The 24,084-nt window shown below is 49.8% G+C and carries 18 protein-coding genes, 3 tRNA genes and 1 rRNA gene; 3 read left to right on the top strand and 19 right to left on the bottom strand.

What is annotated here, in order from left to right:
• Nucleotides 1–46 precede the first annotated feature (46 nt).
• Nucleotides 47–1,795 (top strand): 2-oxoacid:acceptor oxidoreductase subunit alpha, encoded by a 1,749-nt coding sequence (locus WC734_02830; protein MFA6198068.1) that lies wholly within the window; start codon nucleotides 47–49, stop codon nucleotides 1,793–1,795.
• 34 nt (nucleotides 1,796–1,829) lie between these two features.
• On the top strand, nucleotides 1,830–2,666 hold the full coding sequence (locus WC734_02825) for a thiamine pyrophosphate-dependent enzyme (protein ID MFA6198067.1): 837 nt from the start codon (nucleotides 1,830–1,832) through the stop codon (nucleotides 2,664–2,666).
• 79 nt (nucleotides 2,667–2,745) lie between these two features.
• Here the strand turns inward: WC734_02825 and WC734_02820 are convergent, their stop codons facing one another.
• The 14 genes from WC734_02820 to WC734_02755 form a co-directional block, all read right to left on the bottom strand.
• Complete coding sequence (locus tag WC734_02820) at nucleotides 2,746–3,453, bottom strand: ferredoxin--NADP reductase (protein MFA6198066.1); 708 nt, start codon at nucleotides 3,451–3,453, stop codon at nucleotides 2,746–2,748.
• Nucleotides 3,454–3,533: 80 nt separating this feature from the next.
• Entirely contained in the window at nucleotides 3,534–4,007 is a 474-nt protein-coding gene (bcp, locus tag WC734_02815; GenBank protein MFA6198065.1) for a thioredoxin-dependent thiol peroxidase, read from the bottom strand.
• A gap of 94 nt (nucleotides 4,008–4,101) precedes the next feature.
• The gene (locus WC734_02810) at nucleotides 4,102–6,108 is read right to left on the bottom strand and encodes a beta-propeller domain-containing protein (GenBank protein MFA6198064.1); all 2,007 of its coding nucleotides are present in this window, start codon (nucleotides 6,106–6,108) and stop codon (nucleotides 4,102–4,104) included.
• A gap of 25 nt (nucleotides 6,109–6,133) precedes the next feature.
• Nucleotides 6,134–7,162: a 23S rRNA (adenine(2503)-C(2))-methyltransferase RlmN gene (rlmN, locus tag WC734_02805; GenBank protein ID MFA6198063.1), complete on the bottom strand. Its 1,029-nt coding sequence runs from the start codon at nucleotides 7,160–7,162 to the stop codon at nucleotides 6,134–6,136.
• A gap of 46 nt (nucleotides 7,163–7,208) precedes the next feature.
• The gene (locus WC734_02800; GenBank protein ID MFA6198062.1) at nucleotides 7,209–8,342 is read right to left on the bottom strand and encodes a DUF5667 domain-containing protein; all 1,134 of its coding nucleotides are present in this window, start codon (nucleotides 8,340–8,342) and stop codon (nucleotides 7,209–7,211) included.
• Nucleotides 8,343–8,346: 4 nt separating this feature from the next.
• Nucleotides 8,347–8,913: a sigma-70 family RNA polymerase sigma factor gene (locus WC734_02795; protein MFA6198061.1), complete on the bottom strand. Its 567-nt coding sequence runs from the start codon at nucleotides 8,911–8,913 to the stop codon at nucleotides 8,347–8,349.
• Between the two features lie 29 nt (nucleotides 8,914–8,942).
• A complete protein-coding gene (locus WC734_02790; GenBank protein ID MFA6198060.1) occupies nucleotides 8,943–9,725 on the bottom strand; it encodes a PD-(D/E)XK nuclease family protein in 783 nt (260 codons plus the stop codon).
• Between the two features lie 106 nt (nucleotides 9,726–9,831).
• A complete protein-coding gene (locus WC734_02785) occupies nucleotides 9,832–11,628 on the bottom strand; it encodes a right-handed parallel beta-helix repeat-containing protein (GenBank protein ID MFA6198059.1) in 1,797 nt (598 codons plus the stop codon).
• A gap of 146 nt (nucleotides 11,629–11,774) precedes the next feature.
• Nucleotides 11,775–13,184, bottom strand: a complete 1,410-nt coding sequence (locus WC734_02780) for a putative Ig domain-containing protein (GenBank protein MFA6198058.1) — start codon at nucleotides 13,182–13,184, stop codon at nucleotides 11,775–11,777.
• Between the two features lie 132 nt (nucleotides 13,185–13,316).
• Entirely contained in the window at nucleotides 13,317–14,936 is a 1,620-nt protein-coding gene (locus WC734_02775; GenBank protein MFA6198057.1) for an Ig domain-containing protein, read from the bottom strand.
• 131 nt (nucleotides 14,937–15,067) lie between these two features.
• Nucleotides 15,068–16,207: a CapA family protein gene (locus WC734_02770; GenBank protein MFA6198056.1), complete on the bottom strand. Its 1,140-nt coding sequence runs from the start codon at nucleotides 16,205–16,207 to the stop codon at nucleotides 15,068–15,070.
• 270 nt (nucleotides 16,208–16,477) lie between these two features.
• A tRNA-Pro gene (locus WC734_02765) sits at nucleotides 16,478–16,554 on the bottom strand.
• Nucleotides 16,555–16,605: 51 nt separating this feature from the next.
• Nucleotides 16,606–16,681 (bottom strand) — tRNA-Phe (locus WC734_02760).
• Nucleotides 16,682–16,942: 261 nt separating this feature from the next.
• Nucleotides 16,943–17,019: transfer RNA gene (locus WC734_02755), tRNA-Ile, on the bottom strand.
• Nucleotides 17,020–17,371: 352 nt separating this feature from the next.
• Here WC734_02755 and WC734_02750 point away from each other — a divergent pair.
• The gene (locus WC734_02750; GenBank protein ID MFA6198055.1) at nucleotides 17,372–17,806 is read left to right on the top strand and encodes a hypothetical protein; all 435 of its coding nucleotides are present in this window, start codon (nucleotides 17,372–17,374) and stop codon (nucleotides 17,804–17,806) included.
• A 63-nt stretch (nucleotides 17,807–17,869) separates the two neighbouring features.
• On the opposite strand, the gene WC734_02745 is transcribed toward WC734_02750, so the two are convergent.
• The 5 genes from WC734_02745 to WC734_02725 form a co-directional block, all read right to left on the bottom strand.
• Complete coding sequence (locus WC734_02745) at nucleotides 17,870–18,706, bottom strand: hypothetical protein (protein MFA6198054.1); 837 nt, start codon at nucleotides 18,704–18,706, stop codon at nucleotides 17,870–17,872.
• A 516-nt stretch (nucleotides 18,707–19,222) separates the two neighbouring features.
• Nucleotides 19,223–20,839 (bottom strand): 16S ribosomal RNA (locus tag WC734_02740).
• 619 nt (nucleotides 20,840–21,458) lie between these two features.
• On the bottom strand, nucleotides 21,459–22,016 hold the full coding sequence (locus WC734_02735; protein ID MFA6198053.1) for a hypothetical protein: 558 nt from the start codon (nucleotides 22,014–22,016) through the stop codon (nucleotides 21,459–21,461).
• Nucleotides 22,017–22,118: 102 nt separating this feature from the next.
• Nucleotides 22,119–22,496 carry a hypothetical protein gene (locus WC734_02730; protein MFA6198052.1) on the bottom strand — a complete coding sequence of 126 codons (378 nt, stop codon included), beginning with the start codon at nucleotides 22,494–22,496 and terminating at the stop codon, nucleotides 22,119–22,121.
• A 256-nt stretch (nucleotides 22,497–22,752) separates the two neighbouring features.
• Nucleotides 22,753–24,081, bottom strand: a complete 1,329-nt coding sequence (locus WC734_02725) for an MFS transporter (protein MFA6198051.1) — start codon at nucleotides 24,079–24,081, stop codon at nucleotides 22,753–22,755.
• Between the last annotated feature and the right edge of the window lie 3 nt (nucleotides 24,082–24,084).

Genomic DNA, 24,084 nt, shown 5'->3' with positions numbered 1-24,084 from the left:
TCGTGATGTTCCTAAAGCGGCGATATTTTGGTACAATACATACACTATGGTGCAAACAAAAATCTTTAATTGGGAGATTGGTGGACCGGCTGGTGCCGGCCAGCAGATTGCCGGTAATATTTTCGCCAAGGCGTGTATGCGTTCTGGTTTATATGTTTGTGATATGTCGGAATATCCATCACGGATCCGGGGTGGCATTGTCACGTTTCAAGTCAGTCTGTCAAATAAACCAATCTATGCCGTATACGAGCCGACTCATCTGTTAATCGCGTTATCGCCAGAGGCTTTCGCGTATTGCCAAAAAGACGTGGTGCGTGAGGGTTTGATTCTGTTTGATAAAGACAAATTCACGCCCGAAGCCAAATACACCCGCGGCCGCAAAATGCACGGCGTGTCTTTGAAAGCAATGACCGAACAAGCCGGGGTGCCGATAATCGCCGGCAACATGATTATGTTGGGTATCGCGGTACGGCTGATGAGTCATAATCTAGCGATGATTGAACAAGTAGTACGCGAGATGTTTGGCGGTAAGGGAAGCGAGGTAGCCGAATCGAACGTGAAGGCGATTACATTCGGATATCAATATGCCCAGCGAGAACTTCATCCCAAGCAGTACCCCTATCAGTTTGACCACGGTAAGTCTGGACACAACCGTGTGTTGGTCACGGGCAATGAGATGGCCGCTCTAGGCGCTGTCGCTGCTGGTTGCCAATACTATGTGGCCTATCCCATGACTCCGGCCACTTCAATATTACACAATTTAACGAACTGGGCGGATAAAACAGGTATGCTGGTGGTGCAGCCGGAAGATGAAATTGCCGCCGTGCATCACGCGATTGGCGCCAGTTATGCCGGCGTACGATCGCTGGTAGCGACTTCCGGTGGCGGTTTCGCGCTAATGAACGAGGGTGTGAGCTTGGCGGCTATGACCGAGACGCCATTGACCGTCATAGATTCGCAACGTCCCGGACCGGCGACCGGCTTACCCACCTGGACCGAACAAGGCGATCTGCAGTATATCTGTCACGCGGGACACGGAGAGTTTGTGCGGGCAGTGTTAGCGCCGGGTGATCAAGCAGAAGCGTTTACACATACGGCTCTGGCATTAAATTTAGCCGAGAAATATCAGATTCCCACGTTTGTATTATTGGACAAATATCTCTCCGAAGGCCATCAGGCTATCAAGTTGCCAAACACGACCGTGGCCGTTGATCGCGGTGTGATGTTAACGACCGCTCAACTGGCCAAGATAAAAAACTATCAACGCTACCAGATTACCGCCAGCGGAATCTCAGCGCGGGCAGTGCCGGGTCAGCCTGGCGGGGTACATCTAACCAATAGTGATGAGCACGATGAAGCGGGTTTCACTATCGAAGGTTTTACACCGGCGATGCGCTTGGCCCAGACCAACAAACGGTTGGCAAAACTAAAGAGAGTATTGAAAGAACTACCCAAGCCAAAGCGATACGGGCCGGCTAAAGCCCGTTTGACTTTGATCGGTTGGGGTTCGGTTAAGGGTCCGGTGCTGGAAGCCTTGAAATCATTGCCGAACGTAAATTATATTCATGTCCAATCTCCCTGGCCGTTAGATGAAAAAACCTACGTTCAGTTATTAAAAAATACCAAACATTTGGTCGCGATCGAAAACAATGCCACCGGACAATTTGCTCAGCTGCTGCGCCAAGCCACTGGTATTACCATTACTGCCAAAATACTCAAGTACAACGGTTCACAATTCTACCCGCAAGAAATAGTCGAGCGGGTGACCAAGATTACTTGTACTCAACGAATATAATATGCCCACCTCAACCACATCGCCACAAAGCTTTATGAACCAGAATCAGCCGACTTGGTGTCCCGGTTGTGGCAACTTTGGCATGTGGACGGCGTTGACCCAGGCGCTCAGCGGTCTGGGATTAAAACCGTATCAAGTGATGATGGCTTTTGATATCGGGTGCTCCAGTAATGGCGCCAACTGGCATCGGCTGTACGGTTTCCACAGTCTGCACGGGCGGGCACTGCCGGTAGCGCAAGCAGTTAAATTAGCCAATCACGACCTGACGGTATTAGCGATGGGCGGCGATGGCGGCGCATATGGTGAGGGCGGCAACCATTTCTTACATGCCTGCCGGCGCAATATTGATATGACCATGATTGTGCATAATAATGAGCGCTATAGTTTAACGACCGGCCAAACTTCGCCCACTACCAAAACCGGCGATAAAACAAAAACCGCCCCAACCGGAGCAAAAGAATATCCGCTCAATGGTTTGCAGATGGCTCTGACGGCTGGCGCCACGTTTGTCGCCCGTGGGTTTTCAGACGAAGTTAGCCATCTGAAAGATTTATACCAAGCTGCCATCAAGCACCCCGGTTTCGCGGTGGTCGAAGTAATCCAGCCCTGCGTGATATTTTACGACAAGAAAAACTTACGCGAGGAAGTTAAGCTGCGCATATACAAACTGGAGACAATCAACTGGCTGGCCAATAATCGGGCAAAGGCTTATGTCAAAGCCGGTGAAATGGAAAAGCTGCCAATCGGGATTCTATTTCAAGAATCAAAACCGACTTTTGAATCACTTCATCCCCAGTTACAAAAAGCGCCGTTAGTGCGGCAGCTGGCCAATAGAACCGCGGCCAAGAAGATCTTGGCGGAGTTTAGGTAGCACCAAGCCACTTTTGCGAATACAATAACGTAGGCGGGCAAACGTTTGCCCGCCTACGGTTTAAACTAGCTTGAAGAGTTTAAAACTTCTCATTATGCACCTGCTGGGCGGGGACGCCGCCATCTGCCAATAGCTTGATCATTATTTGGATAAATATCGGCGGTCCGCAAATGTAGTATTCTTTAGCTGCCATCGGATCACTGTATATTTTTAGCAGTTCCGGCGTAATCCGTCCGCGTTCGCCAGACCAGTCATCGGAGAATGATTCAGCAAAATAGACGCACTTGATGTTGGGATGTTGTTGGGCCAGTATATCCAATTCAGTTTTGAAAGCTAGCTCTTCCGGACTGCGAACGGCGTACAGAAGGGTGAAGTTCTGCGTAATATTATTATCAGCCGCGTAACGTAGCATACCCAACAACGGCGTCAGGCCGATGCCGCCAGCCAGCAGCACTACATCCCGGGTGGTCTGCGGACGCAGGGTAAACACGCCGAATGGCCCGGCGATCGCGACCCGGTCATTCTCCCGCAACTCAGCCAGCCGATGCGTAAACTCCCCCTGGATCTTGTAAGAAAGCTGGAGTTCGTGCTTGTTGGTGGGCGTGCTGCAGATAGAATAGGGTTTCTTGGCGATTATCTGACCAGCTTTATCGTAGACTCCAACCATGACAAATTGCCCAGGCTGGTATTCAATTAACTGGCCCGTTTCCGGTTGTAGGGTAAAAGAAATAATCGTGGGCGTCAGCTGCTCCCGGCGCGCAATTCGATACGGTGTAAAATCAGGCATGGGGCATAAGAATGATTTAGTAAATACCCCCTAAGCCTAACGAATAACACGCCACTTAGTCAAGCTGATGACTGCGCCGTTTATTTGCCGCGGAGTATTTTCAGATCGCGTTTAACTTCATCGGTATGGGCGGCGGGTTTGACCGGGTCATATATCTTGGCAATCAAGCCTGCGGGGTCAATGAGAAACGAAACCCGTTTCGTACCGAGAAATTCTTTGCCGAGAAACTTCTTCGGCGCCCAAACGCCGTAAAGTTTGACCACTTCTTTCTGCTCATCGGCCAGGATAGTGAACGGCAGATGGTACTTCGCGGCAAACTTCTTGTGGCTGGCCACCGAATCGGTGCTGACGCCCAAAACCACGGTGTCTAATTTGCCAAAATCTGGGAAAGCATCACGCAGGCCGCAGGCTTCGGTGGTGCAGCCGGGCGTGTCATCTTGGGGGTAAAAATACAACAATACCCAACTGCCGCGGTATTGGTTCAAGTGGCGAACCTGACCGCTCTGATCGGCCAGTGAGAAATCCGGCGCTTTTTGTCCGACAGTAATATTCATATAGTTGTTCCTAAGTTAATAACCACACACTATACCGCGACAAAAACGGAGCGTCAAGTTTGGCGCTCCGTCTATCTTCAGCAATAATTCACGATCAATTCGTCGGATATTGAAGCTGACCCACTTGATTCCAATTGGTTTCATCCAGCACCACCAGGCTCGACTCGCCGATTATGTAGAGATTGTTATCGAGATATACCGCCCGTTTCATGGACAGGCCATCTACTTTTTTCGCCAGGGTCAGGGTGTTGGCGTCGTAGCTATACACGTAACCATTAGTTCCGCCCGGCAGGAAGAACACTTTATGTTGTGCATCCTGAAGGAAGGCGTGATGATTATTCTGCGCCTCGGACCAGTAGTCATCCAATTTCTGATTTGCCAGCTCGATGGGTTTATTGGCGTCGGTCACGTCAAACAGCGATAACTTCGCATGGGAGCTCTCAGCCCCAACTCCCAGGACTAATGTATCGGTTAGGGGGTGAAGATATGATGAGTAGCCGGGGATTTTCAATTCACCCTTCAATTCAGGTTTGCGGGGATCGGACAAGTCGAGGACGAAGAATGGATCGGTCTGCCGGAAGGTAACTAAATAACCGCGGTTGCCGACAAAACGGGCGGAGTATATTGTCTCGCCCAATCCGAGATTTTGCAGCTGGCCGATCTTGTCCAATTTGCTATCGAAGACATAGATATCGTTGGCGGTGTCCCCCGAGCCCAGAGAAGAGAACTGACTGCTTGATGTGGTGGCAATGCGCAGGTTACCCTGGTATTCATCGATTGAGAATTGGTTGAGGGGATAACCGGGCACTTCGCCGGTAGCGGTAACTGTCAGGTCAGATAGGGTTATTTTTGTCAGGCCGGTTTTCTCCAATTCGCGGCGATGTTCCTGGAAGTACGCGTCGAGGCTTTTTTCGATCGCGGTTTGCTGGCGCAGACGATCCTCGGCGGTTAGCGAGTTGTAGTAGTCATCCAGGATTGATTGGAGTTCCGTATATTTGGCCTCGATGCTTATATCATAAGTATTAAGCCGGGTGATTTTATCTTGAACGCTGGTAGGCAGCAGGGTCAGCGCCGATTCAATCATCGAGGTGTAAGAGTAAGCCGCATAGTCGATCACGGCGGGATGGGTCAGATAAATAGCATTCGGCGATACGTAAACAGTTGACGCGTCGGTACTGCCGACAAACGAAAGCGACTGTTCAACTTGGCCGGTAGCGGGGTCGATCTTCATGACTGAATAGGTTGAGTCGACGGCCGTATCAGCGGCTGGATGGTATACCCGATTGCAAGGAATAGTGATAGTTGTATGATCGGTCGCTAGAGGTTGGATCGGACAGGGATTTGATTCGTCGATACTAGCGTCGACAATCAGATAGATTTTATTCTGCCACAGGCGCGCGGTCAGATACGAGCCATCAATGTCGTAAGTCCAGCTTTGGGTTGGCTTATTTTGATCGGCTACGTTATAGCCCGTCACTTTTTTATCGGTGGAAAAAACAACCAGTGTATCTTGCGCATAGAGTAGTGGGCCAGTTTTGGCCAACGTGCTGGCGACGGCGGCTTTGTCAGCCGGAAGCGCAGAAACAATCCGGGTGGGAGTGGTGGGGGCGGGCAAGGCCGTTTCACTCGATGCGCTGCTCTTGACCGCTTGGTCTTCTTCCAGTATAGCTGGTTCAACCGCGCCATAATAGGGGCTTTCGGTAGAGATAAATATTTCTTGGCCATTTGTCTTGACGATATCAGGTTCGTCGATGCCCGCCACTTGGACATTGGTTTGTGAATATCGGCTGGCGCCGCTGGTCGATTTTAGAATACCAGCCGCATCCTGCTCGGCCATATTCGGCAATGCTAAGTCAGTTACCCTGGCGTTGGAATAATTGCGAGCGTTGACACTCGATGATTCTTGGAGAAAACTCTTGAAATCGTCGGCGCTGGTAAAATAACCATTGCCGGGGTAGTGGAGTTCCCTCGGGGATGGTTTAGTATCGGCTGTTTGATTTAGCTTGTGATCCAACCCGATATACAATGTAGCGCCGATAAAGACAATAATCAGACTGGATACCAGAGCTACGTAACTGTCCAAGCGTCGTTGTAAAAACATAGATAAATTATTACTGATATGATTATTACTTTGACTGTCCTGACCGACCGGCCAGCTGGCCGCAGGCTGCCATAATTTCCTGGCCGAACTCGGCTCGTTGGGTAACGCTGACGTGTTGCCGGCGCAGCAGATTGATGAAGCGCTTTACTTGGTGGGCGGGAGTGGGCGAATAAATGCCTGTCAGATTGTACGGTATGATATTCACGAAATATAGCGGATGTTTTAACAGCGCTGCCAACTCTTCGGCGCAATCGTCGGTATCGTTCAGACCCGCTATCATTATATATTCAAACATCAAACGGCGTCGAGCTTTGGACACGTATTCAGACGCAGCGGACATTAGCGTCTTGAGCGGGTAGGTGGTGTTGATCGGCATCAGGCGGGTGCGCAGACGGTCATTGGGGGCGTGCAAAGATATTGCCAAATTGACCTCGAGGCGTTCTTTGAGAAAACGTCTGATACCCGGAACTATTCCGCTGGTGGAAATCGACATATGCCGGGCGCCCAGGTTGAGGCCGGCCGGGTCATTGAGCAATCGGATTGCAGGTAGAACTGATTCGTAGTTCAGGAAGGGCTCACCCATACCCATAAACACGACGCTGTCGACGCGCTCGTTTTTGACTTTCAATTGGCGGCTGAATAGCAAGACCTGGCTGATGATTTCCCAGGGCGTTAAATTGCGCCGAAAACCCAGCCGGCCAGTGGCGCAGAAACTGCAGCCAACTGCGCACCCTACTTGGCAGGAAACACAGACGCTATTGCGTTTTGGGTAGCGCATCAATACTGACTCAATTACCGCACCATCGGCCAGCGTCATCAGCGCTTTCGTGGTGCGTTGGTCGCTTGATTCCAATCTTCTAACTTCAAAAGACAAGGGCCACGTATTAGCCAAACCGGCACGAACCGTTTGTGGCAAAGTGGTGGCCTGTGACCAATTGTCGATCAAATCATGAAACACGGCGCGATTAATCTGCGCGTAACGAAAAGCCGGCCAATCTGCCGATTCGATCGGCCAGGGCAATAGACGATGATTTTGGTGCGGCAAGTGCTGCATCAGTTCTCGGTATATCAGTTAATGAAGTGACGGCTCCAACTGGATACTACTCAGCTACGAGATGCCAGGTTGAACGAATTTGATCAGCACTTAAACCAGTTCTTTGGCTGATGCTGGCAATAATCTGCTCGGCGTCAGCCGTCGGGAGAGTCCAGGCAAAGATCGCCAAACCGTTTTGCGTGATTCCAACGCTGGCCGTGTCGTCCTGGGTGGTTACTGTTATGTCCCACCCTGCCGGCAAGATTGTACTACCATTTACCGGCGACGGGTCGGCTGAATTGGTATCGGCGGTAGATGGGGCAGCAGTAATATCACTTACCGGTTGGCCATCATTCGTGGAATTAGTGTTTGAATCGTTGGCACCAGTGGGCGTTTCGGAATTCGGTATGCCATCGGCCGCGTGATCCGGCTCGAGTACGACCATTTGTTTGATCTCCGGCAAGCCGATGCCGGTGCGTTGGGCAATACTTTGTTCAATTTCGGCTAAATTGTCGGTTGGAAGCTGAAAGGTAGCGACAGCCGCGTTCAGTTTCAGGGTTACAGTCGCCGAGTGCTGTTGTATCTTTATGCTGACGCCGGTCAGTCCTGTGGTGGCCGGGCTGGGTTCTGAATTAGTCAGCGAGTCCACTTCGTTACGAACCTGGTTCAAGTCGGTCACGGCCGCACTGTCGCCCCGCTCGATCAATTCAGCTCGAACGGTGTCATTGGTCTCAACCGCCCGGCTAACAGCGGCCACGGCCAGCTGTTCGGCTTTTTGGGCGGCCGCGGTATTGTCGGTCAACTTCAAATCTCGGTGCTCTTGTTCCCGTTCCCGGGCAATGTCGGCCAGCAGCTTGGCCCGTTGGATCTGATCGGGCGTAACCGCCAGCTGGACGCGTTCTACGGCTCGGTCGATGCCAAATAAGAGATCGCCCGGTTTAGCGTCGTTGGCAGCCGAAACAGTGCCAATCCCGGCGCCAATTATTACCACGAAGGCCACGGAGATAATTACCGGAGCCAGGCGATGCCGGGGCGTTGCGGAAACCGGAGGCATTGAATAGCGGTATTTCTGCTCCTGATATTCGGACAACAAACGCTCCCGAATGCGCCGTTGCGCATCCGATGTCAGGCAGACATTTGCGTTTTGGCATAGCCGGTCGGCGATATCGGGCTTTGATCCGGAGGTGGATGGAATATTCATATAATTAGGTTGGTGGCAATAATTTACGCGCGGCGCGAATTGCCCGGTGATGCAGCACTCGGACATTGATGGCGCTGGTTTTCAGAACTTTAGCAATTTCGCTGGTACTAAGTTGTTCCTGGTAGCGCAGGTGCAATATCGTGCGGTAGTTTTCCGGCAATTGATTCAGTAGATCATCGACCACCGGCAGCTCGTAGGCCACCGCGTCAACGGACAGATTTGGGTGCGCTTGAGCCGGCAGATCGTCGATTGAAACGTGCTGACGATGCTGGCGATAGTGGTCAATCAATCGAAAGCGGGCGATCTGAAACAACCAGGTCGAAAATTTGGCGTCTGGATGAGTTTTGTAGCGGCCCAAAGCCTGGAGCATCTCTAGAAAAACCACCTGGGTCAAGTCTTCGGCGGTCTCATTGTCAGACAGACGAACTCGGAAGAACCGGTAGATCCGATTACTGAAGATATCAAATAAGCGGGCGAAGCCGTCCGCGTCACCTTGCTGGGCTCGAGACACAATGATCTGGATGTCCGCTTCGGTTGGCTCCGTGGTACTTGTATCGTTTGATGCGGGCATAATATTACACTATTATTGGCGCCTATAGGCTAGAGTAATTTTCCCACACCGGTTAACTTGGGTTCGACCGATTTGATGGCTTCGCGATACCGGCAATAATCACAATCCGCTCCAACGGGCGGCAGTGACGCCGACTGCAGACACTGTTTCATTATAAGCAAGGCCGGTTCAATCCACTGGGTATCGCCGGTGTATGGGATCAACTTAACTTCAAACTCCAGTTTCGCATCAAAAGCGATTCGATCGGTTTGGCCATTGCAATAAACGAAATAACCGGTGGGTGAAACCTGAAATCCATTTTGGCGGAATAGCCACTGGTAAACTTCCATCTGCCGCTTGTACCCGATTTGCCAATCGGCATCCAGGCTGACTTCGCCGATTTTTGCGGTAGCTTTATAATCAACGATGATGAGTTCGCCAGTCGGGTTAACCCAAACATCATCGACGCCGCCACTGATTAAAAGATTGGTGCCCGGGTGCAGATATTGAATGCCGCGCCGGAGCGAATCGCGCCACGCTTCCAATTGCTCGTGCTGATAGGGCACGGCATCGAGTCCGTAAACCTTCATCATTGGATGCGGTGTGCCGGCGGCGCGGTGCGAGTCGAATTCTTTTTTCAGAAGCGTATCCACGGCTGAGTTTAAACTAAATGGATAGCCAGGCGGCTGAGCCACGCCCAGACGCCGGTCAAAATAAAAACATCGGGGGCAGTTCATAAACAAGTCGATTTTCGATCGGCTGATTTGAAACGGGAAGCTCTGTTTTGGATCGAAGACGTTTTTTACCCGTTTCGGGGTGTAATACTTTGACATATATCGGCAGTAAAATACTTAATAGTCCCGAACATCATACCCCGAAGAGGCGATAATGTAAAGACGACAAAATCACTTGATCGGCTTCAAGTTGGTTGGTTGATATCTAGTTGGCCATCAAATCTACCACTACCCCTGGCGCCGTGCTATCGCAATCGGCTGACTCAACAGGCCGGCCAGCATCCGAACCGCAATTATTATCATCATGGCAGGATCGGGTTTGTTGTGAATCAGCACACACCGACCAATTGGTGCACCACCAGTTGGGAGTGCAATTGGGGTCGTATTCGAAAGCGCCAATATCGAAACCAGCACCTTTGGGACGCGGGACATTATCGTAATCATGAGAATTACCAACGTTGACGCCAGTATCTACAACGAGCGCGCCTGAAAGCAGATGAAAGTTATCACTTGTCCAATCCGTCCAAAGCGGTGTTCCGTCGGCTGTCCGCGAGTTCATGTCCTGTCCGGTTATACCCTGGCAGATCGTAAGTGTGTCTTGGGTAGTATGACAGATCTCAAACCAACCGGTCTGCGCGAGCCAGTTGGAGTCTGGACCATCAGTGGGAAGAAAGTAATTATCATCGGAATCGAGCAGAACTTCCGCCCAAGTGAAAGCCGGACAATCAACGGCGTTTATATAGTAGCCACTAAAAATATTATTTCTTAATGTGATTTGATTGGGAATGCGACACTCATAATTTGAACTACGTTCCATGAGTAAACTAGAAAACAATGAATTCCCAATGGTCATACCAACATCGCCGTGGATATAAAAACCTTCTTGGCCACGCAAGATGATAGAATTTGACACGCTCATATTTATTGAGTTCGATCCATTCATAGGATGATTTGGGCAATCGCGTGAAATTACCCGGTCAAATAACGTGTTAGTGTTATTGCCCCACTGGATATTATTCCAGCCACGCTCTATCACACAGTTTATTATTTTAGCACCCGTACTTTCCGAAACATTCAACCCGTCATATCCCGCATTGACCGCCACCAGCGTATCGTGAATATGGCAGTTCTGGAAGGTCACATTGATTGCCCCTCCGTCGATCGACATTCCAGATCCTATGGTTTCGAAATTTTGCACGGTAATATTTTCATTACCTCTATTACCAAAATAGATCGAGGCATAGCGAAATATGAGACCATCAAACACCAGGTTCTTTACCGACGCCGCCAGCGTGAGAAATCGTCCTCCAAAAGGTCGATTAACTTCCCACTCATGTGTGGTCGGGGCGTCACCCTCGCGGGTATGGATGTAGAGTTTGCGCGATTCGGTATCGAAGTACCACGAATAAGTTGTCGAGTCGACCGCGGCTATGTTAGCTACTGGTACGGCGGAGTTTTCGTGGAGGATATTATTAAACTGGTCACTTCGATATCCGGTATACACCGACTGCCCGTCTAGCTGGACGAGTCCGCTTCTTACAATATCAAACACACCCTGGTAATAAGCGGAAGCGGGGATTTGCGCTTCAGTTATTTCATAGACCGAAGTGAAGCCAGCAGTTTTTTGAAACAATGATTCATCCAGCGGCACGTTTCCGGTTAAGATGGCACCGTCTCCAATTGCCCGAAATGTAATAGGTTGCGATTCCGTCCCGGAATATGAGAAGGTGGTATTCGTACTCGAGCGGTATATGCCGTCGTACAAAAGAACCGTATCGCCCGCCCGGGCAGTGTTGGCCGCTTTCTGAATCGTACAGTAAGGCAAATTCGATGATCCTGAGCCATCATCGCTGCAATCAGTTGGCCGAACATAGTAGGTAGACGCGTCTGCACGAGCTTGAGGAGTATTATGCAATATCGTTACATAGCTTAGTGTGACAAATAGTACCACAAGTACGATACGAGGTTTTTTTGACACTGTTTTTATTAATACTTGAATCATTGAATTCGTTTGTTGTTTGGCTCCATGTTTCGATAGTTGGGTACTATATGATTATCTTATCGTAGTCCTGATGGTTAAACATTGTACCTTAAATAGCCCCATCGGTAAAATATGCCCAGATTGATTTAATGTAATTTATAACTGCTTTATCGGAGGTCGGATACAATACCCGGTGCCGTACTGTCGCACTCGGCCGATTCCACCGGCCGTCCGGCATCGGAACCGCAATTGTTGTCATCATGGCAGGATCGGGTTTGAATCGAATCAGCGCAAACAGACCAATTCGAACAATCCCAGGCCGGAGTACAGTCAGCCGCTCCATCCAATACGGTAATAGTAATATCTTCGGTATCCGTGTCGGTTCCGTCCGTGACTTCGAAGTGTATGTTAGAATATATATTGGCCTGTTGATCGGTCGGTGTCCAAGAGAAGGCACCCGATCCACCATCATTATCTGTAAAAGTAGCGCCGGTAGGAAGATTGGAAGCTGACAGAGTCAGCGTATCTTCCGGATCATCGTCTGAAGCTAACACGTTGATCGTCAGGGTCTCTTGTTCATGAAGAGACTTATTACCAATGCTGGCTAAAACCGGGGGAATATTTGAGGCGATACCCCCGAAAGTAATTGGATAACCGGTGGTATTTACCACTCCATTCTCATCTACCACATAGAGATAGGCCGACTCACCATTAGTGAAGGTACCTTGGTTGACGGTGAATTGAATCTGGTCGTCATTCCAGGTGGTGTGGGGTATTTGGATCTCACGATGGGTATTCGTATCCCAGGTTGAGGTATTGCCGATCTCGACACGGGCTTGGGTAGTGTCAATATAGATGTCATCTAAGTACAGTTCATAATATCCAGCGACATTTGCCGCCATCAGACCAAGTAATACTGTGTCCCAATGATAGTCATATCCGATTGAGCAGTTCTCTTGCGATATCAGCGCATGAATGTCATGGCCGACGCATTCCGTCATAACAGAACCATCGGAAACTCCAGCCGTCGAACGTTTGGTGTGGGTGTCGATTCGCGCCCATTCGTTATAAGGAACGGTAAGTTCGGCTAATGGTGGCGCAACGGGACTGCTAGTGTTTTGATAAAACAGATACGGTATTGAATTATACCGTGGATTCATATTGGTCAGAGCTGTTGTGCCGACCCCGTCATAAATACCTTCTCCACCTGCGGCTGGGCTTGATGTTATTCTGGTTAGTTTTGTAATGCCATAGTCGTCGATATCAGTGTAAGCGGTGCGCCACCAATAAGAAACGAATATGTTATCCGTGGGTGTGAATTGAAAATAATTTGTTGCCCACTGTGATTCTGGGGTGAGCTTATTACCGACTGAAAAAGGGCCACTATGATAATATGTGCTATCATATTTAGCCCCGCCTTGCTGAAACGCTATCCACTCAGGCTGGGTAGAGCCTAGGAGGGCCTCGTTTAAACCAACGTCAAATGTATCCCATTTTGTTGGTTCAACCGGATATTTTATCCCAAACCCACTTCCATTAATCGTCACGCTCTGACCGTTCTGTATGGTACTAGGCATAAAGATTATTTCAGGAGTCGTATCCGCCTTAGCCCGTGTTGGAAAATTAAACAAAACAAAAACACTACCGACAATAGAAAATATCAGTGTTAATATTCTTAAGATGTTTTTATGGTTTAAGCTCGACATATTTTAACTAGCCACCAAATCTACCGCCGCCCCCGGTGCCGTACTGTCGCACTCGGCCGATTCCACCGGCCGTCCGGCATCGGAACCGCAATTGTTGTCATCATGGCAGGATCGGGTTTGAATCGAATCAGCGCAAACAGACCAATTCGAACAATCCCAGGCCGGAGTACAGTCAGCCGCTCCATCCAATACGGTAATAGTAATATCTTCGGTATCCGTGTCGGTTCCGTCCGTGACTTCGAAGTGTATGTTAGAATATATATTGGCCTGTTGATCGGTCGGTGTCCAAGAGAAGGCACCCGATCCACCATCATTATCTGTAAAAGTAGCGCCGGTAGGAAGATTGGAAGCTGACAGAGTCAGCGTATCTTCCGGATCATCGTCTGAAGCTAACACGTTGATCGTCAGGGTCTCTTGTTCATGAAGAGACTTATTACCAATGCTGGCTAAAACCGGGGGAATATTTGAGGCGATACCCCCGAAAGTAATTGGATAACCGGTGGTATTTACCACTCCATTCTCATCTACCACATAGAGGTAGGCCGACTCACCGTCGGTGAAAGTGCCTTGGTTGACGGTGAATTGAATCTGGTCGTCATTCCAAGTGGTGTGGGGTATTTGAATCTCACGATGAGTGTTCGTATCCCAGGTTGAGGTATTGCCGATCTCGACACGGGCTTGGGTGGTGTCCACATAAAGTTCGCTGGTATATGTTTTAGACTCCTGCTGAGCGTTTTCAGCTCGCCAATAGTTGCCGATATATAGCATACTAAGATCGAGGGGAGTCACTAAAAGACTACCGCATCCAGGACCCGTTTCTGATACGGTCTGTAAATCTTCACGAAACCACTGCACCCAATCGTTGCCATTTATAGTCCCCGCATCAATGTATCTTTCCGAACGCACCCAACCCGAGAACTCGTTTTCCCACCAGGGTGACATATCATACCAGGTACTGCATGAGGCAATCTGATTGCGGTCGTATCCGACCATGAGGCCCTGTCCATTGCTGGGTTGGGACTCACAGCGGGCTTGAGGAAGGTAAATATAATCACCCGCATCGGCTTCGAACCTGCTCCAAAGCTTTACATTGGTGCTGTATTTGGCATCACCGCTGATGTCGTCCCGGTGGATGTACATGCTAGTGTACATGTGCTTATAGGGCGGGTTTATTTCTTGCAAACCTATATTTTGGTTGTAGTCGGTTACGTCATAATGCTGGGTAGCAACGACGTCGCCCATAACGCGTTGTGACTCGGTTGAATAGTACGGGTAGTGCACGAATGCTTGTGTAAACCATCCGCCACTGGCCTGATCATTTATACGTTGTCCGATCGTCCCGTCTTGGAAGTCGTCATAACGTAGGGGTTCGACCGGGCTTTTTACTCCAAACCCAGTTCCGTTAATGGTTACAATCTGACCGTTCTGTATGGCACTAGGAGCATAGTCAATTACAGGAGTCGTATCGGCTTTGGCTGGCGTGGGACGGTTAGTTAAAATAAATACAAAACCGATCATCACAACAGTGACTGCATACAAAAGTAAACTATTTGGTTTACGATCGACAATAAAAAAACAACGCGTCACGTTGTCTCTTTTTGGTTTGGTATCGTTTGATAACATGAATATTTTATCACTCTGTACTATCTTTGTGGCAATTATTCCTTAGTCAATAAGGTAATTATAGCTGAAAAACGACGTTTTGTCAAAGAGAATTGCTGGCACGAAAGAAGTCAATTAACAGTTGGGTTGATTTACCGTTTTGGCTCCCATAATTCAATCGCGGTTGGGGGATGATTTGCGTCTAGCCGTTTTAGTATAGCCGATGCTTCACCGGGTGCAGCCGGACGAGGTTGGGAGTAATCATCAATAATAATTGGTGAGAACGCGGCTTGTTCAACGCCATCTTCGTCGACAATTATTTTTGCGGTTACACCATGGCGGGTATCTTCCGACCACATCTGGTCAAACACAAAATTACCCAGGCTGTACATAATCAATTTGTCTTTGTATGTTTCGATCGTTTGAACTACATGCGGATGATGGCCGATCACCAATTCCGTGCCGGCATCGATAGCGGCATGGGCGAAATCGGTTTGTCGATTATTTGGTGCGGAAGTATATTCCGTACCACTATGCATTGAGACAATCACAAAGTCGACCGTCGGCTTAATGGCGGCGATATCTTTTTTTAGTTCGGTAATATTCATTAGGGCGGTACCGGCTCGGTTGGCACTAGCACCGTAGGAGGCAGGAACCACATCGGTATCGTTGTAGGCCAGGAAGGCTAATTTAATCCCGTTACGTTCGATGATAGCCGGTTGATGCGCTTCGATACTGTTGGATCCGGCTCCGGCATAAGAAATACCGGCCTTTTTCAAATAGCTGAATGTATCCAAAAGACCATTCTGGCCAAAGTTTGGAGTGTGATTGTTGGCCAATGAAACGACCTGGAAGTTAGCCCGCTTCAAAGCATTCTCCACGCCGGGATCAGCGCGAAAACTCATCATGCCGGCAGTAATGTTGGGACCAGCCGTAATCGACGTTTCCAGATTACCAAAAGCAAAATCAGCTGAATTGAGATATTCGTTTGTTTTAGCGAACGGATAATTAAAACCATATTTACGTATTTTATCCGACACAGTTCGAGATAGCATAATGTCACCAACCGCGAAAAAAGTCAGTTCACGCTTGGATTCAATGGCGGGCAGTGGTTTGGTGGGATTGTTTGGGGTAGTTGGTTCGTTGGCTATGTCCGTCGGGAGTGCGTTAGTCGTTGGTTTTGCCTGGAATAAATAAACGCCGGCGCACAACCCAAAAAACATCAGTAAACAGATTGTCCAAACTGGAAGTAGGGATACTAATTGTGTTTTAAGTTCAGCCGATGGAGCCATATACGATAATGCTATCATCGTTGACATAGGCTGGCAAACTGTTTTGCTTGAAAATTACAACACTCCACATTTCAATTGTAGTGAGGTATAATAAAACGTAATCTACTATGACCGCCTGATCCCGTCTGACTGCCTTAACCGGGAGTATATACAGCTGGTCGTGGTGGAGGGACTTGCCGCGAGCCACAGCGGGTTCGTGGTCCGCCTTGGGCGGAAACCCTCGACTTCCTGTTTCCAAGTCCAACTGCGCTGACCGGTAGTATATACAGCTGGTCGGGGTGGAGGGACTTGAACCCTCGACCTCCTGCTCCCAAAGCAGGCGCGCTAGCCAACTGCGCCACACCCCGTTATCATACTACCAACGATCGCTTATACTTTGGGTTCATTCAAAAAAACTCTGGTGCCGAGGGCCGGAATCGAACCGGCGACGCAAGGATTTTCAGTCCTTCGCTCTACCAGCTGAGCTACCTCGGCTTATTGTCAGTACTTTTTAAAATAATTTTCCTTCGCTCTTCCGGGGCAGCACCTGCTACTGCTCTGAGCAGTCGATGCTTACGGCGCCCTGCGGGCTTGTTCGCTTCTGCCCGCCCCGCTTTGCGTGGCCCAGCTGAGCTACCTAGACATGGCCCCGCCAGACGAAGCCTTGGCGTAGGCTGGTGGGCGATCCAGGACTCGAACCTGGGACCTCGTCATTACCTGCCCGCCGTACGAACGCTATAAATAACTGCTTCGCTCTGGTGGGCGATCCAGGACTCGAACCTGGGACCTCGTCATTATCAGTGACGCGCTCTAACCACCTGAGCTAATCGCCCATGAGGGTAGCGAATTCAGCTATTTATCTGGCAATGTTCTCCCTACTTCGGCAGGCGGGTCAGTGACGCGCTCTAACCACCTGAGCTAATCGCCCTTACAATTTCAATTATTTAATGATCCTTTCTTACGCCGCCTCACGACCTGAGTCCCGATGCGATTACTTCGTAATCGATCGGGATCCCGATTCCCGCAACGGGACATCGGGACTAATCGCCCGAATTAATAATATATTTGAAAAAAGCCATTTAGTGACTATCACAATTTAGCAGAAAATAGTATATTTGACAAGGGTCGGTATTGTCCGGGTTAGCTATTTCATGATAATAGAACACATTCTAGTTTATTGCCATAATGAAAAGAAACGAAAGACGGGACTATTTCGATAAGTTTCCCAGGCGCCGACTCACCTGGCGGATTTTGTTAATATTACAGATTGCAGGTTTGGGGATGGTAGCAATGGCCATGCCATACTTCATTCGTCACTTATCAAAAAATGTGGCACCGATTTCAGTTGATGGGTTATTGAATGATCGAATATATTCTTTGGTAGGCTCCATCTTATTTCTTAGCCTGGTCGTCTTAAACACGCTAGCCGTAATAGGTATCTGGCGCATGTATCGGTTGACTCAAGCATATCTGATAATAAAATTATCAGTCGCCATATTTTTAATACTATCAGTATTTATTTTCGCGGCTGATTATTATGTTTTGTTTGCTTACATACCGCTACTTGGTTCGTTAGTATTTATGAACTGTGCGTATAGTCGCTTGATCGCGAGACCGTAATATTATCATGGTAAAAAAAGAAACCCCCAACCGCAGCAGAGCCGTCAGTCAGGGGAATGTGGGTTATATCGTCGTGGAGGTGAACGTCACCGCCTCTGGGGTGACGTTGATGGTGGCATAGCCGGGATGGCCGATGCCGCATTGGAAGCCCCAGGCGGCCGGGATAAACCATGTTTTGAACGGAATCAATCCAAGCGCGGCCACATCGCGCCGTGCTTGGGCCGCAAAGTGCGCGTCACCGAATGTGACCGCGTGAATGGTGTACCAGAACCGCCGCAGTACCGGGTCGATCATCACGCTCACCCGATGGGTGAATAGAACCACTCGACCGATCGGCGCGTCCATGAGCACCTGCTGCAGGAACTCATCCTGGCGGCGCATTAGGTCGAGGTAGTAGGAATTATTCAGCCTGTAAAACTTCTCCCGCCAGCGGATGAGGTCGCAGTCGAGCCAGACAAACGTCCAGCCTTCGACCACGGTGCTACCCCAGAGCGGTCCGACTCGCTCGAGCCATTGCGTGATCGCATCGGGATCGTACCGTCCCCCGATTTCACGCTGTAGGATTAGCCCGGGTCTCGGTACCAGGCTATTCCAGGTTAGCCGGGGGAAGGGATGAGGGTGGCCGATAAGCAGGCGGATCAACCAGACAATGAAACGAAAAGGCCACCACTTCACATGAGGGAAATAATCAACTCCATCCCAGTACCCCAATTCGTGTTCGGAAGGTACTTGGAAGAGGACTCGCTTGGCTAGCCTGGGTAGATAGCTAAGCAATTCCGCCATCACCGCGCGTCCGGCGAGACCGTGGCCGCCACGCTCCTCGACACCGTGGATGGTGTCACCTACCGTAATAACCGAGTCGAACTTGTAAGGCCCGACCACGGACACCAGCTTCTCCATCGCGGCGACGCTGGTCTGCCGCAGCTTGGCGACAATCCAGCGCACCAGCCACAGCGGTATCCAGCGCCGCTGCAGCAGCCATGGCATGAATTGAAGCCGTAACTGTTGAGTCGAAAGTGACTCCACATGACTGATCAAATGAACATCCGAAACCACCAGTATCTTGGACATGGCCGGAACCCTCCTCTATCGTTCGGGCAACCCAAGTCGATTTCGTGAATAGGGAATAATACAGGAAAAGAGGCAGATTGTCAATAGCCACTGTAATAACAAAAAACCCGTTGTTGAAACGGGAATGTTGTTTGTTGCCCAGTACCACGGGGGTACTAGGTTTGTTAACCTCGTCAGTCGCGACTGACGGGGGTTGACATTCCGAAAGGTGATAAGAAAGGCAGTGACATGTATCATCCGAAGATGATCCATGCATCGACCCTTTTATAGGGTCCGTTACCCACCGAGGTAACGGGGTTGGTCAGTACCAGGCGCTTGCGCGTCGGTACTGACTTTTCTCCCTAGAAAGGAGGTGATCCATCGACAGCTTCCGCTACCGATGCCTTGTTACGACTTAGCCCCTATCATCGGACCTACCTTGGATCCCCGAAGGAAGCTTCAGGTATTTCCGACTCTCTTGGCTTGACGGGCGGTGTGTACAAAGCCCGAGAACGTATTCACCGCGCCGTGGCTGATGCGCGGTTACTAGCGATTCCAGCTTCATGGAGGCGAGTTGCAGCCTCCAATCCGAACTGAGGGAAGGTTTGTTGAGATTAGCTTCGTCTCGCGACTTCGCAACTCATTGTTACTTCCCATTGTAGCACGTGTGTGGCCCAGGGCGTCAGAGGACCATGCTGACTTGACGTCATCCCCACCTTCCTCCACCTTATCGGTAGCAGTCTGACATGAATAATTTAACATGTCACGGGGGTTGCGCTCGTTAGAGGACTTAACCCAACATCTCACGACACGAGCTGACGACAGCCATGCAGCACCTGTCACCGGGTTCCTTGCGGCACTCCAACCTTTCGGCCGGATTCCCGGGATGTCAAGCCCTGGTAAGGTTCCTCGCTTATCGTCGAATTAAACCACATGCTCCACCGCTTGTGCGGGCTCCCGTCAATTCCTTTGAGTTTTAGCCTTGCGGCCGTACTCCCCAGGCGGAACACTTAACGCGTTAGCTTGGTTAAACGATACTGAGAGGGTCGATTCTCCCAATACCTAGTGTTCATCGTTTACGGCGTGGACTACTGGGGTATCTAATCCCATTCGCTCCCCACGCTTTCGTTCATATAGCGTCAGGAATGTTCTAGCAAACTGCCTTCGCCATTGGCGTTCCTACCGATATTAACGCATTTTACTACTACACCGGTAGTTCCGTTTGCCTCTCCCATCCTCGAGCTCGCCAGTTTCCTCGGCAGCTTCGGGGTTGAGCCCCGAAATTTAACCAAAGACTTAACGAACCGCCTGTGAACTCTTTACGCCCAATAAATCCGGATAACGCTCGGGGCCTTCGTATTACCGCTGCTGCTGGCACGAAGTTAGCAGCCCCTTATTCTCCAGGTACCATCAAAATTTTTCCCTGAAAAAAGTAGTTTACGACCCGAGGGCCTTCATCCTACACGCGGCGTCGCTCCCTCAGACTTTCGTCCATTGGGGAATATTCTCGACTGCAGCCTCCCGTAGGAGTCTGGGCAGTTCTCAGTCCCAGTGAGGCGGGTCGTGCTCTCACACCCGCTATCCGTCATCGCCTTGGTGAGCCATTACCTCACCAACTAGCTGATGGACCATAGGCCCCTCCCGAAGCGATCTTGCGACCTTTACCCCAGTACCATATGGTACTGGGCCACATCCGGTATTAGCCCATCTTTCGACGGGTTATTCCGAACTTCGGGGTAGGTTACCAATGTGTTACTCACCCGTTTGCCACTCGCCTACACTCATCGCTACGCTCGAGTTCTCCATCCTCCGTAGCAGTAGACTGCCACTGCGGAGGACGGGCGGCGAGCGCAGCTCCCTATTGGTTAGGGTAGCTTGCGCGCCGAAGCTCGGAACGAAGTGAAGAGCGTAGGCGCGTTCGACTTGCATGCCTAAGACACGCCGCCAGCGTTCATCCTGAGCCAGGATCAAACTCTCATTAGAATGAGAGAGTGTCATTCCGTTTAAGGAATGAAGCTCTATTATTTCTTGTTGTCTCGCTCAAACCGTTCGTGAGAAGCGGTTGAGGAGACGGAATTGAATTGATTGAAGCCTTTCTTATCACTTTTCGGTTGTCAACGTGCATTTTTTCTTCGGTAGCACTTCGCAAAAAGTACGGGGGACAGTGTCGCCCGTAGCCTTGGCGTAGGGCGAAGAAAAAACAGTGATACCCAATATGATTTGATACCCCTGTTTTTTCTCCGAGCGGTCAAAGGAACTGATGGTGGTTAACCTTGGGTCAAATGTTGTCTCCCCGGTTAATACTAAACGGTTTTGTTTGAAAACCCCGACTTTTCTGTAGCACTAGTACTATAAGGTATTTCCAAAAGGCTGTCAAGCGATGCTCGGTATAGATTAACAGGCGCCAAAATGTTTAAAATACAGCCCATTCAGCACCCAGACCGTACCGGCGGTAAAAGAAGATCCCGCGCACGGCGGCTACCAGAATCAGACTTCCATACTAAAACGAATACCCAAGCTATTCAATAATGATGGATACAAAACGACCCGGTGTTTCTCGCTAGGTCGTTTCGGACAGCTGGTATACAAACCAGTCTAGAGTTTATTGGGTAGACGCATTCATACTATAGACGTCTTTCGTCAATGCCCACCAAAGTGAGGTATGAGTAACAAGGGGTTTTGAATCAGAATCCTTCGCAATAGTCATCACGTCATTTTCGATATCCACGATTGACCACTTTCCGGGAGTGTATATATAACCACTCCATTTGGTGTTATTTCTCGGAATGCGCAATATCTTTGTCTGTCCGTTTTCTTTGTATACTTCAAGAGTGGCCAGCATGGGTCCATACCCTCTTTCGGGTAGTTGGAACGGGTCGTTGTTTGTTGGATGGTAGGCGGACAAGGCATAGTCAGGTGCCAAAGCGGAATAAGAATAGGTCTTGAATGCAGCGGCGAACGGTTTGTTAAATTGATAATAGACTCCCAACACGGCTACGGTGAATCCGAAAAACGCAAAGATACTAATCGCGGTGATACCCACTCGTTTCCAGGGCGATACACTCATTTTGAAGATAAACCAAATGATGCCCGCCAGCCCGATCAGTAGAACCGGAAAGATGACGTACCAAGTGATCATGTTTGTGCCAAAGTTGTTCATGTCTTGTATTTTAGGTATTAATACTAAATGTATATGACTTGGTTGATAGTAAGAAATCGCTCTGACGACAGTTTTGTTAGTCGTCAGAGCGCTGGTCGGTGGTTACGGACAGCTGCCGCTCCATGGTTCCGGTTCGCCCGCTCCATTGAACTGCAGACAACCGAGTTGGGTGGTTCCACTGACGCACTTTGATGGCCAAGTGTGAGACTCGATTCCTACGCCGTTCAGCCAGGCATTTCCGATGTAACCACACCCGGGAGGAATGTTGTAGAAAATGACATTGCGATATCCATTAACCAGAGTCACGTTGGTGTTTTGAGCCCTTAGCACCCCGTTCTGCCAAGGTTGAACCGTGTAACTGACGCCATACGAGGGTCCCTTGATGGCGACTCGTGCCGTGTCAGCCTGAGCAACGGACGCGACGACTCCGATCGCGATCACCGCGAAGAGTAGTAGAACACAGAGATTCTTCAGTTTCATAACTTCTCTTGGTCTCCTTTTAGGTTTCGTGTTGCACAGTGGCTGGTAGTGTGGCGAGTGAACATGGAAAGTCTTTTTGCTACCTCCTTCCCATTTGTTCTCCATGCCAACGTCAGTCGTTTGGCTACAGATAACTTTGCGGATGTAAGGAACGATTCAATTCACCAAGAACTGACGAATCGCCCACGACCGTCATTATACACATTACCAATAGGGGGGGGTCAAGATGGAATCTACGGAAAATGGCAGTAAATGGCTATTCTGCGCCCAAACCATACCGACGGTAGAAGAAGATACCCCAGACGGCCGCGGTCATAACAGTCAGTCCCAGAATCAAGACGACAACGTTGAGATTAACTAGGTTGGTAATGGCGCCAATGATCAAAATCGGAGCCAGCCCGGCTAGGTTCATAAAGGTATACAATCCGCCGAAGACCCGTCCGCGGTCAGCCGGCTCGGTGCGTTCCTGGAGGGTGGTCTGAACCGAGACGATAATAAACGGATCTGCGAAGCCGGATAGAAATGCCAGAATAGATACAATAATCGGAGCGAATGCTTCCTGGGAAATTGATACACCCAACGCCGTTAGAGCCGAATGTCCAGCCGTCCAAAAAGCCAAAGAGAGCAGGGCCAGCCCGTTGATAATCATGCCGCCGGTGATCATCTGGCTCTTGGCGACGCGATGCTTGATAGTGTTGGCTAACAAGACGCCCGCAAGCGCGCCGACGCCGACGGGTAGAATTAAATAAACGCTGATCTTGTCGAGGTTAAACTTCAAAAAGTTTTCAGCGAAGGCCGGTGCCATAGATAAGAAGCCGCGCTGGATGCTGAATACAATAGCCATCTGGATCATCACGAATCGGATGACCCGGTTGGTAAGAATTATTCTCATGCCTTCGGTCAGGCGATGACGGAAGTCGGCCCAGTCAATCAGCCGCAGACTGCGTTGGGCGGCGTCGCGCAGATGCTCAACAAGGGGAGGCAGCCAGCCCGACAGTAATGACGCAATGCCGTAAAGCACCATGACGCAAATAAATAGGTTGGTGGAGTGCCAGCGCTGAAGCAGCGGGCCGGCAATCGTATAGCCGATTAGAAAAGTGGTATAGCTGGTAAATGAGTAAATGCTGTTAGCCGTGAATAAATGCTCCTTGTCGACCAGCGTGGGAATCGAGGAAACTTCGGCCGGACTGAAAAATTGAGCCAGCACCGACAGGATAAAGGCGACTCCCAACAGTACCCAGGCTTGTTCATGAAATATGATCGCCATGACAACCAGAAAAAAACGAGTCAGGTTTGATAAAAACATGATTGTTTTGCGATTATGGGTGTCGGCAACCACGCCCGCTGCCGCGGATAGTAGGATGGGCGGTACGCCAATCAGCACCAACAACAGACTGACCATAAAACTGGAATGGGTCAGCTGGTAGATCAGTATCACAAGGCTGAAGTTTAGTACATTCTCGGCCAGCTTAGAACTGGCCTGGGCGCCCCAGAGCTTGAGGAAGTTTCGATATCTCAAAATGCTCACGTAACGATGGGTGCGGGTGGCGGGTGATGCGGACAAGTTTTCGGATTGAACATCCATGAG

This window comes from Patescibacteria group bacterium, assembly GCA_041661625.1.
GTDB lineage: Bacteria > Patescibacteriota > Patescibacteriia > JAHIZJ01 > JAHIZJ01 > JBAZUB01.
Note: the sequence above shows the minus strand (reverse complement) of the source record. Positions and strands in the feature narration are given on the sequence as shown.